Raw genomic sequence first — 15,107 nt, forward strand, 5'->3', positions numbered from 1 at the left:
CCCATGAAGCTGGAAGTCGTGATCCTGGCAGCCGGGATGGGCACGCGGATGAAATCCAAGTTGCCAAAAGTGCTGCACCCCATTGCCGGTAAGCCCATGGTGCAACACGCCATCGATGCCGCCGCGCCGCTCACTCCCCACCGCACCCACCTGGTGTATGGCCATGGTGCCGACCAGCTCAAGGCGGCTCTGGGCCACAATGACGTCCAGTGGGCCCTGCAGGCGGAGCAGTTGGGTACCGGCCATGCGGTCAATATGGCCGACTGGGATGACGACAGCACTGTACTGGTGCTGTACGGTGATGTGCCGTTGATCCAGACACAAACCCTTGAGCGCCTGCTGGCGGTTCAGCCGAACAACGGCATTGGCCTGTTGACCGTCAACCTGGACAACCCCACCGGCTACGGCCGTATCGTCCGCGAGGGCGGTGTGGTGAAAGCGATCGTCGAGCAGAAGGATGCCAATGCCCAGCAGCTGGCGATCACCGAGGTGAACACCGGCATTCTGGTGGCACCGGGCAAGGCGCTGAAAACCTGGCTGGCCAACCTCTCCAACGACAATGCGCAGGGCGAATACTACCTCACCGACGTGATCGCCATGGCCGCGGCCGAGGGTGGGGTTGAGACCGCTCAACCGGACTCCGCCATCGAGGTGGAGGGCGCCAACAACCGCTTGCAACTGGCCGCCCTGGAGCGTGCCTTCCAGGCCCGTGCCGCCGAGCAACTGATGCTGTCCGGCGTGACCCTGATCGATCCTGCCCGTTTCGATCTGCGCGGCGAGCTGATCTCAGGCTCCGACATCACCATCGACGTCAATGTGGTGATCGAAGGCAAGGTCACCATCGAAGACGACGTTGTGATCGGTGCCGGCTGTCACCTCAAGGATTGCCATATTGGCAAGGGCAGCGTGATCAAACCACTGACCGTGGTGGAAGGTGCCAAGCTGGGCGAAGCCTGCTCCGCCGGTCCTTTTGCTCGCCTGCGTCCTGGCGCCGAACTGGTTGAGGACAGCCATATCGGTAACTTTGTCGAGATGAAGAAGGCGCGGCTGGGTAAGGGCTCCAAGGCGGGCCACCTGGCCTATATCGGCGATGCCGAAGTGGGCGAATTGGTGAACATAGGTGCCGGCACCATCACCTGCAACTATGACGGTGCCAACAAGCACCTGACGGTGATCGAGGATGAAGTCTTCGTTGGCTCAGACACCCAACTGGTGGCTCCGGTCACCGTTGGCAAGGGCGCGACCATCGCCGCCGGCTCTACTATCACCAAGGATGTTGGTGAAGGCGAGCTGGTGCTGACCCGCACCAAGCAGCGCCACCTGAGCAACTGGCAGCGTCCGGTGAAGCAGAAGAAGTAACGACTTCTGACGTAAACCCAAAAGGGGAAGCCTCTGGCTTCCCCTTTTGGGGTTTAGTGAGCGGTAAGTTTGAAGTCGAGTCTGCTCATTTGTTTTGTTTGCCGAACCGCAATACCGTCTTGTGTTTTTGGGCGGAAGCGCCATTGGGCTACAGCTTGTATTGCGGCGGCATCAAATACTCTCTCTGGATTGGCCTGAAGCACACGGATCCGTTCAGGGTTACCACTTTCATTGATGTCGAAGCTTAATACCACATATCCCTCGGTTCGATTTCTGGCGGCGTCCATTGGGTAGCGCGGTTCGATCCGCTGAGGAGGAAGATGGGCGAGAGCCGTTTTACCCCAACGCTGTCTATATCCTTCAGCCCGTTGCTCGGCACTGACGCGTTGTTCCTCGGTGAGCAAGGGAAGTATTTTCGCTATCAGCGTCTCTGCTTTCTCGTAGTGATAGTCAGCAGCGAGGGCAAGCCAAGCATAACCGGCTACAGCATTTGGTGCCTGTCCTTGGCCTTTGATGGCCATTATTCCTAGGTAGTAGCTGGCCTCGGCGAAACCCTGTGGCACCCATTTTTCATATTCTGTTTTAGCCTGATCATAGTTTCCTGCCCGATAATGGAGGTGACCATCCAATATGGTGCTTTTGTTCAAAGGTGTGATGTTCTGATGCAGGCTGCCGATGTCGCTCTTTTGCGTGCTGCTGCAGCCGATGAGGATCACGGGGATCAGCCACAGAAGGAGTCGTCGATGGTTCATAGCGGTGTTCCATATCCCTATGTTTCTCTGTCGCAACAAGAGTTGGGTTCTTGTGTGTTTTGCTGTGTGTTTTGCTGTGTGTATGATTTTGCTTATAGGGCTTGATAGCGGTTCAGGGTTGCGGTGAACTCTGTGCTGATCGCCCCGTTTTGCTCGGCAAGCGCCACGGCCTGCTGCTGGTAGCGGATAGCGTTATCCCGCTCGCCTTGCAGGAGGTGGGCCCGTGCCCTGGTTTCCAGCCAACTCAGGCCACGTTCCTCATCGTCGATTTGATCCAGCAGGCTCAGGGCATGAGCGGGATCCTGTCCCCCTAACCATTCATCGCGAACCAAGAGTCGGGCCAGGTAAAGGCGAGCATCTTCCACCCCACCCTTCAGCGCTGCCTCCAGGTGCTCAAAGGCTTCCGGGTAGTTTTGTGCCTGGGACTCAATCCGACCCAGTCGGAACTGGGCGCGGGCATGGCCTCGTTGCGCTGCCTGTTGCAGCCAAAACGTCTTGCCTTTGCCACGGTAGACTCGGCCCAGCTCATATTGCGCGTCCACCACGCCTCCCTGTGCGGCCGTCAAAAGGAGTGCCTTGATCTCCTCCATATCTCGCGGGGTTCGTTGCATCAGCCAGCGGGCGTATTGGTAACTGACTCTGGGGTTGCCGGACTGGTGGCGTTTCTTCAGGGTGCGCTCGGTCTCCTTATCCCTTTCGATCTCCAGGGTCTTGTTGGTGTAGTAGAGGGTGATGCTGCTGCGGTGTTGTATCTCGACGCTTTGGCCATCTTGCACCGGTGGTGCGTAACGGTACTGTTTCAGGGCATTGGTGGCGGTGCGTACAAAGAGATCATCGGGATAGCTGTCTACTACCTCGATGTTCCGCACCTTGCCGGTTTGATCTATGGTGTAGTCAAAATTGACCCAGCCTTCGATCCAGCGGCTCTTGGCCAGCTCGGGAAAAATCACCGGCTCTCTGTGCAGCAGTTTAGGCTTCGTGCTGCGCTTCGTGCTGTTGCCGTATTGACCGGCTAAGGTGAACGTCAGTTTGACGCGCTGATCGGGCAATACCATGGTTATGCCATCAACCTTGTGGGGGCGATAGCGCCAGCGCTGTAACGCTTTTACCGCTTCCCTGTCGAACACGCCCCTGGGCTGGCTGTCGAGTACTTTGATATTGCTTACTGCTCCCACGGGATTAATGGTGAAGCTCATCTCCACCCAGCCCTCCGTGCCCCTGCGGGCCGCGTTGACCGGATACCTGGGATCGGTACGGACTATGGGGTATGGCCCGGTTATGCTGGGTGGAGTACTGGACCGGGGAGGAAGCCGTATGCCGGTGCGGTTGGCCGTGGCGGACAGCACGGGGGCAAGGGCCTGCTGGCCATAGTGGTTGACCCTTTGATCGGCGAGAGCCTGTGCCTCGGCCTGCCCTGCCCTATCTAGCGCGTCGGTAAACAGGGGGACCGCCTGGCGTGCCTTGTCATGACCGAGATCGGCGGCCAAGGCAAACCAGGCATAGGCCTGGATCAGATCGGGGGCTTGCCCCTGCCCCTTATAGGCCATGATCCCCAGATAATAGCTGGCGGTGGCATTACCCAGGGGGACCCACTGTTCAAATTCGGTTTTCGCCTGGCTGAACTCACCCGCCTTGTAGTGGCTAAAGGCATCCAGGATGGTGCTGTCGTTTTCTGCTCTTCCGGCATCCGGTGCCGAGGTGCTGCTGCAGCCGAAAAGGATCACGGGGATCAGGCACAGCAGGAGTCGTCGAAGGTCCATATCACTACTCCAGGTTGAGGTGGTATGTTGCCACGATGTTAGTGGTGCGTGGTGCCGTTTTGATTTAACTGGGTGACATGAAACCGCTGCTGAGCTGAATTCGGTGGCTGCATGCTGTTGTTGATGGGAAGACTACTGTGGGGTGATGGGACGTTTTTTTTGTGAGGCGAGCCCCGGGTGGGGTTTCTCTGTGTTTAGTGCAGCGGTCTATGACGGGAGTGATCCTCTGCCGCGTTGAGATAAGCGAAAGGGGAGAGTCGAGCGCCTCTTTCGGGTAATTGGATGCAGCATCCCCGGATCTGCGATCAAAACTTGATCTTCCAAGTTTTGTTTTTATACTTCGTAACTTTCGAAACGAAACTTAAAGTTACAGTCTGGCCATAAGTCGAAAGCCATGTCGAAACGTAATACCCAACAGCGTCGCCACCATATCGTCAGCCTGGTCAATGACCGGGGCGAGATCAGTGTGGATGAGCTGGCCCGTACCTTTGAAACCTCCGAGGTCACCATCCGCAAGGATCTGGCGGCATTGGAGATCAGCGGCCTGTTATTGCGCCGCTATGGCGGTGCCGTGGCCATGCCCCAGGAGGTGATCGGGGATGATCCCGCCCATAAGGTATCGCCCTATAAACTGGCCATCGCTCAGGCCGCCGCGGGGTTAGTTGGTGATCATCAGCGCATAGTGATCGACTCGGGCCGGACCACAGGGACCCTGATCAAGGCGCTGGGCAATAAAAGGGGTCTGGTGGTGATGACCAACAGCCTGGATTGCGCCGAGGCGCTACGTGCCCTGGAGCCGGAGCCGACCATTTTGATGACCGGCGGCACCTGGGATCCCCATTCCGAATCCTTCCAGGGCCAGGTGGCAGAGCAGGTGCTGCGCTCCTACGATTTTGACCAGCTGTTTATCGGCGCCGATGGCATCGATGTCGAACGGGGCACTACTACCTTCAATGAGTTGGTTGGCCTGTCCCGGGTGATGGCCGAGTCCTCCCGTGAGGTGAACGTCATGGTAGAGGCGGATAAGATCGGCCGCCGCATTCCCAACCTGGAGCTGCCCTGGCAGCGGGTGACCCGTTTGATCACCGACGGGCGTCTGGATGACGCCACCAGGCAAAAAATTGAATTACAAGGCGTGCAGGTGATCTGCGCGACCACCCAAGATTAAGTACGAATTTAGGAGAGCACTATGTGTGGCATTGTTGGCGCGGTAGCGCAGCGTGATGTGGCGGAGATCCTGGTTGAGGGTCTCAAGCGTCTGGAGTACCGGGGATACGACTCCGCCGGTGTGGCGATCCTCAACGAAGCCGGCGATCTGGGCCGTGCCCGTCGCGTCGGTAAGGTTCAGGAGCTGGCCAATGCCCTGGCCGAGGCCCCGCTTGCTGGCGGTACCGGGATCGCCCATACCCGCTGGGCCACCCATGGTGAGCCCTCCGAGCGCAACGCCCACCCTCATGTCTCCAGCGACCGCATCGCCGTGGTGCACAACGGGATCATCGAAAACCATGTCGATCTGCGTGATCGCCTCAAGGGACTGGGCTACAGCTTCAGCTCAGATACCGACACCGAGGTGATCTGCCATCTGGTTGATCTGGAACTGAAAAACCACGACACCCTGCTGGCGGCGGTTCAGGCCACCGTAAAGCAACTGGAAGGCGCCTACGGCACCGTGGTGGTTGACCGTACTCAGCCTGAGCGCATGATCGTCGCCCGCTCTGGCAGCCCGCTGGTGGTGGGTTACGGCGTCGGCGAGCACTTCGTAGCGTCCGATCAACTGGCCCTGCTGCCGGTAACCCGCCGCTTTGCCTTCCTGGAAGAGGGCGATGTGGCCGAGATCTGCCGTCGTGAGGTGAAGATCTTCGATGTGGATGGCAACCCGGTTGAGCGCGAGATCAAGGAGTCCGAAGTCAGCCATGATGCCGGTGACAAGGGCGAATACCGTCACTACATGATGAAGGAGATCTACGAGCAGCCGCTGGCCCTGCAGCGCACGTTGGATGGGCGTCTGGCGGGCGGTAAGATCGTGCCGGAAGCCTTCGGTGACAACGCCGCCGAGTTGCTGGACAAGGTCAAGCACGTGCAGATCATCGCCTGTGGTACCAGCTACCACGCCGGCATGGTGGCCCGCTACTGGCTGGAGCAGCACGCGGGGGTTTCCTGTAACGTGGAGATCGCTTCCGAGTTCCGCTATCGCAAGTCCCATGTCTTCCCGGACAGCCTGATCGTCACCATCTCCCAGTCCGGCGAAACCGCCGACACCCTGGCGGCTCTGCGCCTGGCCAAGGAGATGGGTTACATGGCCAGCCTGAGCATCTGTAACGTGCCGGGCTCCTCCCTGGTGCGCGAGTCCGACATGGCCTACATGATGAAGGCCGGTGCGGAAATTGGCGTGGCGTCCACCAAGGCCTTTACCGTGCAGCTGGCGGCCCTGGCCATGCTGACCGGTGCCATCGGTACCCACAACGGCATGAGCGATGAGAGCGTTGCTGCCCTGGTGTCCAGCCTGCAGCAGCTGCCGAGCAAGGTGGAGCAGGCATTGGGCCTGAACGACGCCATCGAGGCGCTGGCGGAAGATTTCGCCGATAAGCACCATGCCCTGTTCCTGGGCCGTGGCGATCAGTACCCCATCGCCATGGAAGGGGCGCTCAAGCTCAAGGAGATCTCCTACATCCACGCCGAAGCCTACGCTTCCGGCGAGCTTAAACACGGCCCGCTGGCCCTGATCGACGCCGATATGCCGGTGATCGTGGTGGCACCGAACAACGAGCTGTTGGAAAAGCTCAAGTCCAACGTCGAAGAGGTGCGCGCCCGTGGTGGCCTGATGTACGTCTTTGCCGATGTGGACGCCAAATTTGCCAGTGATGACACCATGAAGGTGATCCCGGTACCGCACTGCGACGAGTTTATCGCGCCGATCATCTACACCCTGCCCCTGCAGCTACTCTCCTACTATGTGGCGCTGATCAAGGGCACCGATGTGGATCAGCCGCGCAACCTGGCCAAATCCGTGACCGTGGAATAAGCCCTCGGCTAATGAAGAAAGGCGCTGCATCGGCAGCGCCTTTTTGCATTTTTAGGCATAGGGTTGCGTGTAAGCTTATGAAATAGAAAAGTTATTTTTAACTGTGTATGCTGTGCAGCCCTAAAGAACAGCTTCAGGAAAGAGAACGGATCCTCAATGAACAACCGCACACTCTTCGCTGGCATGATGCTGGCTACCCTCTCCATGCCCTCTGCGGCCGCGCCACTGGGCTTTGGCTTTGATGCCAACTATTGGGCTGCAAGCAGCAAAATCAATGACGCCAAGGCCGATAGCAGCAGTGGCCTGGTGGCTTCCGCTTATCTAGAGCACCCGGTGCCCGTATTGCCGAACTTGAGGTTGGGTTACACCCAGATCGACAATGCCAGCTTTACCGAAGATCAGTTGGATCTGACCTTCTACTACAACTTGCTGGATATGCGTGTGGTTAAGCTGTCGCTGGGGGTGGGCGCGAGCCTGTGGGATCTGGATGAGCACTTCGGCTACGCCTACGAGTTCTCCGAGTTCGCAGTGCACGGTTTTGGCCGAATTGAGGGCAAACTGCCACTGACTGGCCTGGGAGCCTATGCCCAGGGCATGTATCTGCAAGGCGAAGATGGCCTTGAGAAGTTCGATTACGATCTGGGCCTTCGTTACACCCTACCGGTGCCGGTGGTGGATATGGGGCTGCAACTGGGCTTCCGCGGACAAAGCACGGATTCCGCAGGATTGAAGCCGATCCGCCGTGACTATGATGCCAATGGTGTCTATGTAGGCGTCAGCTTCGCCTTTTAATTGAAAGCCACTTCGGACTGTCCCGGATAGGAAACAGAAAGAATTTGCACGACTTTTCCCCGCGAACCCTGCTTCGAACGCAGGCATTGGGGAAATTTAGGAAAAAATAATGAAAACACGAACGCTGTTGCTGGTCTCGGCCCTGAGTCTGACCGGTTGTTTCGAAGACGAATTCAGTGATGCTCAGGTGGCGGAAGCGGTCCGCTGCACCAACCAGGCCGAAGGTGGCCTGTGCCAGCAGAACGTGATGGGGAATACCTGGGGCACCTTGCTGAATGGCCAGTGCCATATGGGGGTCTATTGCTTTACCGGTAATCTGCCGGCCCCCAGCCCGGATAACGTGGCACTGACCCGCTGGTTGGGCGGCGAGGAAGCCCGGATCCCGGTCTATTTCCGTGACAACGAAGATAAGCGCTTTATTCAGGCGATGGATCGTGCCGAGGCGATCGTCGGTTATCCACTGTTTGATCGCCGCGGTATTGTCGATCTCGATATCTCAGATCCGGAAAACATCGACGTTAGCGAGCTGGACAGTGAATGGGGTTTTATCTGGAGCCAAGGTACTGGTTCGGGCAATCCCATGGGTGGCAGTTGCAGTGGCGGCAACGTGAGCACCCGACCCTTCCACTATGGGATCAGCAGCTACATAGTGCACATCGATTTTGCCATCAAGCAGACATCGCCGCGCCACGACAGTGGTTCCTTTACCTGGATCAATATCGACAGTGTGGCCGGGGCCAACCACGGCCAGATCGCCTGCAGCAAAACCGCCGAATACGATGTGGCGCTGCACGAGCTGGGCCACGCTCTGGGGATGCAAAATCACTTCAAGGGCTTTGGTAACGGCAATGCCTGGGGTGACAATGCCGAGCGGGTATTGCGCACCATGTACCAAAACCCACCGGGTCAGCCGTTTGATGCACTTTACCTGCCGCGTTGAGCATTCTAGATCCTTTGTCACTGTGGAGGTTCATGGGATCAGAGCCTGAGGGAGCCCCACTAAGTTATATAAGAGCCTCTTTTTGACCCAAGGATATTGCCTGCAGACAGGCGCTGCATTGGCAGCGCCTTTTTGTTGCTGTCGATCCGGTTCAGAGGAACAAGTGTGCTGAACCGAACTTATGGACTCGGTTGATAGGTTTCGGTCCTGTCAGAGCCCAAGGGGAACGAGAGGATTGGCCAGAGTGGGGCTGCGGCGTAGATTTAGACAGTTATAAATATGAGCAAACATGTTGTTCAAGGGATGCACCGCGGCTCTTGATGTGAGAAAGCCATCAACCCTTGTCCTGCTGGGAGGAGGGCGAAACGGTTGGGACCCTTTGTGCTGCCCGTTCTGGACTGACTTCGGTGTCCATATTCGGCGATCTCAACCTTGGGAGGTCAATCGGAAGGATACTTCGTCGTGTTTATGCCTGTTGTTCACCCCTCTGAAATTATGATCCCTTGTGTTTTTTCAGCCTTTGGGGTGGTACCGCTGATTCACCTGCTTAACGCCATTGAATAAATCGTGATCCACCTCAAGGTTTGCAGGCGGCAAAGGGATGAGCATAGGCCGCCTTTAAAAACCTTACCTTCGCGTATGCAAAAGCCAAGGGAAGATGTAAACCATGGTCAATGCGAAAATTACATCCCGGTTGCTGGCTATGCCGGTGATCTGGATGGGCGTGGTCCAACTGACGTTCGCTCTGCTGTCGCTATTTCTGTTTCGTGATCAGGTGATCGATGCCTTCTTTACCCCGGCAATGTTTATGCTTCTGGGAGGCGTTGCGCTTTTATACCTGTTTAGAAGAGTCGATTTTTCCAAGGCGACCTTTCGGGATGCCTTGATCTACGCCACTGCGACCTGGGTGGTGGCTGGCGTACTGGGCGCCTTACCTATCATTGGGATAGCCCACATCAGCTTTACCCAAGCGGTTTTTGAATCCATCAGCGCCTTGACGACAACCGGGGCGACCGTGCTCTCTGGGCTGGATGCGATGCCGAAAACCTTCCTGCTTTATCGCCAGTTTCTTCAGTGGATGGGGGGCTTGGGGATCGTCATTTTTGTGGTGGCGGTTTTGCCCATGCTCAATATCGGCGGCATGAAACTGTTGAAGGCCGAAACGCCGGGGCCGATCAAAGATGAGAAGCTCTCCCCTCGCATCGCTAATACCGCGCACTACCTTTGGGGGATCTACATCCTGATGACGCTGGCGTGTGCCCTGGCCTATTACCTGGGCGGCATGTCTCTGTTTGATGCCATCGCTCACAGCTTTACGACGGTTTCCACAGGGGGCTTTTCAACCCATGATGCCAGCATGTGGCACTTCGAGAGCCATACCCTCCTGATGATCGCCAATCTCTTTATGCTGCTTGGCGCGATTAACTTTGGCCTCCATTTTCGGGTGCTCTACAAGCGACACTATCTGGGATATTTCCATGACGAGGAAACGCGTGTGTTTCTCTGGGTGGTACTGGGCCTGTCGGCGGCGCTGACGCTGTGCCTGGTGAAGACCCATACCTACTCCCTCTCTTTTGAGGCGGTCAGCTTCTCGCTCTTTCACATCATCTCATTTATCACCAGTACCGGATTTGGCGCAGCAGGGTTTGGTGACTGGCCCGCGGCGGCCGGGATGCTCCTGGTATTATCTGGGTATCTGGGGGGCTGTGCCGGCTCAACGGCGGGAGGCAACAAGATCATCCGTAATATCATTGCGGTAAAGCTCATCGGTCAGAACCTGAAGATGCTGCTGCATCCAAGGTGTGTCTCCTCCATCTGCTATCAGGGCAAACCCATGGGGAACGAGGTACGGCATGCGGTGATGGCGTTTTTAACTTTTGTGACTCTCTCAAGCCTGGTTCTCACCCTGATGCTGATGGCAACCGGACTGGATTTCTGGTCTGCATTTACCGCCGTAGCCGCCTGCGTCAATGTGCTGGGCCCGGGATTTGGTCAGATCGGGGCCAATTTCAAGCCTGTCACCGATACTGGGATCTGGCTGCTGTCCGGAGCCATGGTGCTGGGTCGTCTGGAGTATTTTACGGTCTTCGCCCTGTTCACTCCCCTGTTCTGGAAAGGCACCTTTATCCGTGGGGGGAGTGGCCTTGATTTTCGTTAGTCATACTGGGTCCCGGTTTTGCGTTTAATCTGTTGTTTAGGTTCTCTGCCTACCGATATAAGGGAGTCACCGACCGATAAAGAGCCACAATTTTGTAGACTGAGTGGATCTGGATACACGTGGTTACAGTGCTTTCTGTCCTGATCCGCTGTAATGGCACTTTATACGCATCATGATCGTAAAGGGGTCCAATAAGGTGAGCAGAGCGATGCTGTCAAAGCGGGGGGTTGCTATCCTGTGCAGCCTGTTACTGGGCTGCGGTCCAGTACTCGCAACCGACTTTGCCACCCTGGTTCGTGGCGGGGCGGCAGAGGAAAACAGTGGCTTCTTCGAACTGGGTGTCGCCGCCTATTGGGCGGATTTTGCCGATCCACGCGATGGCGAGGAGGATGGCCGTCATTGGGTGCCGGTGATCGGTGGGGCCTACCACTGGCATGGCCTGTTTATCGAAGCGGTTCCCGCTTCCTGGGACGGTGTGAACCTGGGCTACAACTTTTATAATTCAACGCATTGGTCCTGGGATCTGCTGGCGGCCAGTGCCTACTGCTTCGATCTCCTCGGCGCCCGCAGTGGCTGCCTGGCCAGGGAAGATGAAGTGCCCATCGATGGTGATGAGGCGGAAAAAAGTGCGGCGCTGGAGGAGAGGGACGATCTCTATATCGGCGCCGGTGTCCGGGTGACCGGTCAGTGGGGCAACACGGTCTTTCAGTATCGCGCCGTGACCGATCCTTACCGGGATCATGGCTCGGTACATACCGCCCGACTGGGTCGGTTTGGCTGGCTGCGCAACGGCACCTGGCACGTCTCGGTGGGGGCCCAATACAGTTCGGCCGAGACCAATCAATATTGGTACGGGATCTCGGAGGCTGAAGCTACCGCCAAGTATGGGAGTTATACCCCGGGGGATTCCTGGCATCTCAGTGCCGAGATCGGATTCACCTACCCTCTGCATAAGCATGTGGTGTGGCGCAGCTACCTAAGACACGAAGCTCTGCCGAGCGCGGCTCGACACAGTCCGCTGGTGCAGGATCAGGGCGATACCCTGATCTTTACTTCGCTCAATTATGTGTTCAGTGAATAACGGGGGGGCGCGAGTGATCAAACTCTTCCATGGTGTGTTGTTCGCTTCCCTGCTGATCTTGCCCCTATTGGGGAAAGCGGCACAGGGAGGACCGGCGTTGCTGGAGCTGGATCCTTCCCAGTGTGTGGCCCTGAATCGAGGGCAGATCTGCCAGCAGCGGCTGGGGATCCTGTGGTCCGCCGGGATATCGGGGGAGGTTTGCCTTTATGTCGATACCCAGGATACGCCCCTGCAGTGCTGGCAAGGAGTGGCCAGTGCGCGCTGGGAGTACAACTTTCGTGGAGAGCGCTCGACGGTGTTCCAGCTGCGCCAGGGCGAGCGGCTCCTGGCGGAGCGTGTATTTGAGGTGGCCTGGGTTTACAAGGCCAAAGGGGTCCGTCCGACGGGTTGGAGGTTATTCTGAGCGAACTGGAGCAAAACGCCGGGCACATCCTGGTGGTGGAGGACGATCCCTCTCTGTTGGAGTGGATCAGCGATTATCTGATCGATCATGGTTTCCTGGTGACGGTTGCCACCCGGGGCGATGTCGCGGTTGAACTGATCCGGGATGAAACCCCGGATCTGGTGCTGTTGGATCTGATGCTGCCGGTGCTGGATGGCTTCGCCGTGTGCCGGGCGGTGCGGCCCGCGTTCCAGAATCCAATCCTGATGATGACGGCCAGCAGCGAGGACAGCGATGAGATCCAGGGGCTGGCGCTGGCGGATGACTATGTTACCAAGCCGGTTCGACCCAGGGTGCTGTTAGCGCGGATCCATAAACTGCTGGCCCGGCCATCGGCCATGACCGAGTCGCACCATAGTTTTGGTCCCCTGACGTTGGATCCTGCCGCCAAGTCCGCGACGGTGGATGGGGCCCCCTTTGCACTGTCCACCAATGAGTTCGAGGTGCTCTGGCTGCTGGCGGCCCGCAGCGGGGAGGTGGTGCCCAGGACTGAGTTGATCAGCCAATTGCGCGGCATCGACTACGACGGTTTCGATCGCTCCATCGATATCCGCATCTCCCGTTTACGTAAAAAACTCAAAGCGATCCCCAACCTGCCCTATCAGATCAAGACCATCCGCGGACAGGGCTACCTGTTTTGCCGGGAGCCGGGAGCGGAGCCGAAGTGAAGCGCCTGATCCTGTCACTCTTGCTGGGGGTGGTGCTGGCCATCGGTGGCTTGACCTGGGGGCTTGGCGAACTCTCTGAGCAGCTGAGATCCCTGTTTGTCGCGGATCATCAGGAGCAACTCCTGCCCGGTCAGCGGGCGGTGTTCGATGGTTTGCAGGCCATGCTGAGGCAGGCGCCCGATCCCGAGGGTCTGATCGCCGGGTGGCAGCCCAGCGGTGACTTGCAGCTGGTCACTTCCCTGCCCCTGCCGGCTTCCCTCACCAGCCAACTGCATGAAGGCGAACCCCTGGTGCTGGAGAGTGAGTTGGGCTACGCCTTGTATGGCTGGCTGCCCGAGCATCAGCTCTACTTTCGCCTGGCTTTCCCTGCCTCAGGGGAGGAGCCATGGGCCGTGATCCATACCCTGCTCACCGTCCTCTTCTATGCGGGCGTGGTGGGGATCCTGCTGCTGTGGCTGATCCCTTTGTTGCGTCGAATCGATCACCTGAGTGATACGGCCAGGGCGATGGGGGAAGGCGATCTGGCTCGCCGAGTGGTGTTGCGGCGCGGCTCCTACCTCAACAGCCTGGAGCGAGACTTCAACCGGATGGCCGAGCGCATAGAGCAGCTGATCGAGGACAATCGCTTGCTCAGCCGCGCCGTCTCTCATGATCTGAAAACCCCCATCGCGCGCCTGCGCTTCGGCCTGGAAGCCCTGGAGGAAGCCAGCAGCGAGCCTCAACGAGCGCGTTACCTGCAGCGCCTGGATCGGGATCTGACCAGTATGGAGGAACTGATCAACCTGTTGTTGCAGTACGCCAAGCTGGAGCAGTCCCATGTGATCCCCCAACGGCAAAAAACCGAGCTTAATGCCTGGCTCGCCGATCTCTTGGCCAAAGAGTATGGCGAGGAGCCAAGGATCCAGTTTGAGGGGGTGGCGTGGCCGGTGTGGATCCAGACGGATCCCCGCTACCTGGCGATGCAGATTAACAACTTGATCAGCAATGCCTTGCGCTATGGACGAAAGCGGGTGCGGATCAGCCTGATGGTGACGAATGAGCAGATCCGGATCCGGGTGGAAGATGACGGGGAGGGGTTTGCCGATATGGAGCGGGAGCAGGTGATAAAGCCCTTTGTCCGGGGGCGCAGCAGCCGGGACAATGCCGGCCATGGCATGGGGCTGGCCATCGTGGTCCGCATCGCTGACTGGCTGGGGGATCGCCTGGTGATTGAGCGCTCCGAACATTTAGGGGGCGCCGCCATGGACCTCCTGTTTGGTGAAAAAAGCTGCACAGTTCGTGATCTGGATTGAATTTTGACCAGAGAGGATACAGTCAGATACAGACGGAGCATGCACAACAGGATAGGCTTGCGGCCAACTTTGAATTGAACCCTATTGGGATGCGAATTGATGAGAACCCTGTGGCTTTCGTTTGCTGTGTTGATCGCCAGTGGCTGCTCCAACCTGCACCATATGCAGATCGGTGAGATCGATCAGTCCCGGGGGGCTTTGACCCCCTTTTCTGTGCAGATCAGTGAGCTGGGGATCGAAGCCTCCAAGCTGGCGGAGATGGGGGCCGAATTGGCATCGGAAAAGCACAAGGAAGAGCTGGAAGCCCTGGCGTTCATCATTGCGCTGGCCAACATGGGGCCTCGAACCGGCAATCCGGTCAATAACGAAGCGTATGCCGAGGGGTTGCTGGCGATGGTGCTGGAGCAGTGTCCCTCAGGTCAAATGACCGGATTGACCTCCATCCGTGAAGCGACCCACGCCGGACCCATCAGTGGCGAAGTGGTGCGGATCGACGGTTACTGCATAGGTGAACAGAAGTGAGTGGTATGAATATCTTGAAGAAAGTGGCCATGGGGGCCGTTGTGCTGCTGGGCCTGAGCGGTTGTGTGGGCCTCAATACGGTTTCCCTGACTCAGGTGCCTGCCGAGCGTGACACCCTGATCACCGCCCAGGCGGAAGACTGGAACGTGTTTGGTATCGCTTTTAGCAACGCCTTTGCCGACAAGGCGGTGGCCGAGCTGCGGGCCCAATGTCCCAATGGTCGGATCGAAGGGGTGATGACCAAGCACCAGACCACCGCCTATTTCCTGGTGTTCAAGCGTGAAGTGATCGCCCAGGCCTACTGTAACGAGGGCTAATC

14 protein-coding genes are annotated in these 15,107 nt (G+C 57.9%); 12 read left to right on the top strand and 2 right to left on the bottom strand.

What is annotated here, in order from left to right; translation table 11 throughout:
• Positions 1–3: 3 nt before the first annotated feature.
• Positions 4–1,359, top strand: coding sequence for a bifunctional UDP-N-acetylglucosamine diphosphorylase/glucosamine-1-phosphate N-acetyltransferase GlmU (gene glmU / locus AC2D8U_RS19615; protein WP_484620778.1), 1,356 nt, complete (start codon positions 4–6; stop codon positions 1,357–1,359).
• 53 nt (positions 1,360–1,412) lie between these two features.
• Here the strand turns inward: glmU and AC2D8U_RS19620 are convergent, their stop codons facing one another.
• Both AC2D8U_RS19620 and AC2D8U_RS19625 read right to left on the bottom strand, forming a co-directional pair.
• Positions 1,413–2,111, bottom strand: coding sequence for an energy transducer TonB (locus AC2D8U_RS19620; RefSeq protein ID WP_484620779.1), 699 nt, complete (start codon positions 2,109–2,111; stop codon positions 1,413–1,415).
• Between the two features lie 92 nt (positions 2,112–2,203).
• A complete protein-coding gene (locus tag AC2D8U_RS19625) occupies positions 2,204–3,871 on the bottom strand; it encodes a TonB family protein (protein WP_484620780.1) in 1,668 nt (555 codons plus the stop codon).
• A 394-nt stretch (positions 3,872–4,265) separates the two neighbouring features.
• On the opposite strand from AC2D8U_RS19625, the gene AC2D8U_RS19630 reads away from it, so the two are divergent.
• From AC2D8U_RS19630 to AC2D8U_RS19680, 11 genes are all read left to right on the top strand, one after another.
• Positions 4,266–5,039, top strand: a complete 774-nt coding sequence (locus tag AC2D8U_RS19630) for a DeoR/GlpR family DNA-binding transcription regulator (protein WP_484620781.1) — start codon at positions 4,266–4,268, stop codon at positions 5,037–5,039.
• 21 nt (positions 5,040–5,060) lie between these two features.
• The gene (glmS, locus tag AC2D8U_RS19635; protein ID WP_484620782.1) at positions 5,061–6,893 is read left to right on the top strand and encodes a glutamine--fructose-6-phosphate transaminase (isomerizing); all 1,833 of its coding nucleotides are present in this window, start codon (positions 5,061–5,063) and stop codon (positions 6,891–6,893) included.
• Between the two features lie 156 nt (positions 6,894–7,049).
• On the top strand, positions 7,050–7,685 hold the full coding sequence (locus tag AC2D8U_RS19640; RefSeq protein ID WP_484620783.1) for a TIGR04219 family outer membrane beta-barrel protein: 636 nt from the start codon (positions 7,050–7,052) through the stop codon (positions 7,683–7,685).
• Positions 7,686–7,794: 109 nt separating this feature from the next.
• Positions 7,795–8,625, top strand: a complete 831-nt coding sequence (locus tag AC2D8U_RS19645; protein WP_484620784.1) for a zinc metalloprotease — start codon at positions 7,795–7,797, stop codon at positions 8,623–8,625.
• Between the two features lie 667 nt (positions 8,626–9,292).
• Positions 9,293–10,783, top strand: coding sequence for a TrkH family potassium uptake protein (locus AC2D8U_RS19650; protein ID WP_484620785.1), 1,491 nt, complete (start codon positions 9,293–9,295; stop codon positions 10,781–10,783).
• A 208-nt stretch (positions 10,784–10,991) separates the two neighbouring features.
• On the top strand, positions 10,992–11,864 hold the full coding sequence (locus AC2D8U_RS19655) for a MipA/OmpV family protein (RefSeq protein ID WP_484620786.1): 873 nt from the start codon (positions 10,992–10,994) through the stop codon (positions 11,862–11,864).
• Between the two features lie 13 nt (positions 11,865–11,877).
• Positions 11,878–12,267 carry a DUF3019 domain-containing protein gene (locus tag AC2D8U_RS19660; RefSeq protein ID WP_484620787.1) on the top strand — a complete coding sequence of 130 codons (390 nt, stop codon included), beginning with the start codon at positions 11,878–11,880 and terminating at the stop codon, positions 12,265–12,267.
• On the top strand, positions 12,252–12,974 hold the full coding sequence (locus tag AC2D8U_RS19665) for a winged helix-turn-helix domain-containing protein (RefSeq protein ID WP_484620788.1): 723 nt from the start codon (positions 12,252–12,254) through the stop codon (positions 12,972–12,974). Before AC2D8U_RS19660 ends, AC2D8U_RS19665 begins: the two co-directional genes overlap by 16 nt.
• Entirely contained in the window at positions 12,971–14,266 is a 1,296-nt protein-coding gene (locus tag AC2D8U_RS19670) for an ATP-binding protein (RefSeq protein ID WP_484620789.1), read from the top strand. The genes AC2D8U_RS19665 and AC2D8U_RS19670 overlap by 4 nt, the downstream gene beginning before the upstream one ends.
• Positions 14,267–14,365: 99 nt before the next feature.
• Positions 14,366–14,788, top strand: coding sequence for a hypothetical protein (locus tag AC2D8U_RS19675; RefSeq protein WP_484620790.1), 423 nt, complete (start codon positions 14,366–14,368; stop codon positions 14,786–14,788).
• Positions 14,789–14,793: 5 nt separating this feature from the next.
• A complete protein-coding gene (locus AC2D8U_RS19680; protein ID WP_484620791.1) occupies positions 14,794–15,105 on the top strand; it encodes a hypothetical protein in 312 nt (103 codons plus the stop codon).
• The last annotated feature ends 2 nt before the right edge of the window (positions 15,106–15,107 follow it).

This window comes from Ferrimonas sp. YIN67 (genome assembly GCF_057219095.1).

What these genes read in the sequence shown, in the direction of transcription:
- glmU (WP_484620778.1), top strand. Translation starts at nt 4, where the DNA reads ATGAAGCTGGAAGTCGTGATCCTGGCAGCCGGGATGGGCACGCGGATG.
- AC2D8U_RS19620 (WP_484620779.1), bottom strand. Translation starts at nt 2,111, where the DNA reads ATGAACCATCGACGACTCCTTCTGTGGCTGATCCCCGTGATCCTCATC.
- AC2D8U_RS19625 (WP_484620780.1), bottom strand. Translation starts at nt 3,871, where the DNA reads ATGGACCTTCGACGACTCCTGCTGTGCCTGATCCCCGTGATCCTTTTC.
- AC2D8U_RS19630 (WP_484620781.1), top strand. Translation starts at nt 4,266, where the DNA reads ATGTCGAAACGTAATACCCAACAGCGTCGCCACCATATCGTCAGCCTG.
- glmS (WP_484620782.1), top strand. Translation starts at nt 5,061, where the DNA reads ATGTGTGGCATTGTTGGCGCGGTAGCGCAGCGTGATGTGGCGGAGATC.
- AC2D8U_RS19640 (WP_484620783.1), top strand. Translation starts at nt 7,050, where the DNA reads ATGAACAACCGCACACTCTTCGCTGGCATGATGCTGGCTACCCTCTCC.
- AC2D8U_RS19645 (WP_484620784.1), top strand. Translation starts at nt 7,795, where the DNA reads ATGAAAACACGAACGCTGTTGCTGGTCTCGGCCCTGAGTCTGACCGGT.
- AC2D8U_RS19650 (WP_484620785.1), top strand. Translation starts at nt 9,293, where the DNA reads ATGGTCAATGCGAAAATTACATCCCGGTTGCTGGCTATGCCGGTGATC.
- AC2D8U_RS19655 (WP_484620786.1), top strand. Translation starts at nt 10,992, where the DNA reads ATGCTGTCAAAGCGGGGGGTTGCTATCCTGTGCAGCCTGTTACTGGGC.
- AC2D8U_RS19675 (WP_484620790.1), top strand. Translation starts at nt 14,366, where the DNA reads ATGAGAACCCTGTGGCTTTCGTTTGCTGTGTTGATCGCCAGTGGCTGC.
- AC2D8U_RS19680 (WP_484620791.1), top strand. Translation starts at nt 14,794, where the DNA reads ATGAATATCTTGAAGAAAGTGGCCATGGGGGCCGTTGTGCTGCTGGGC.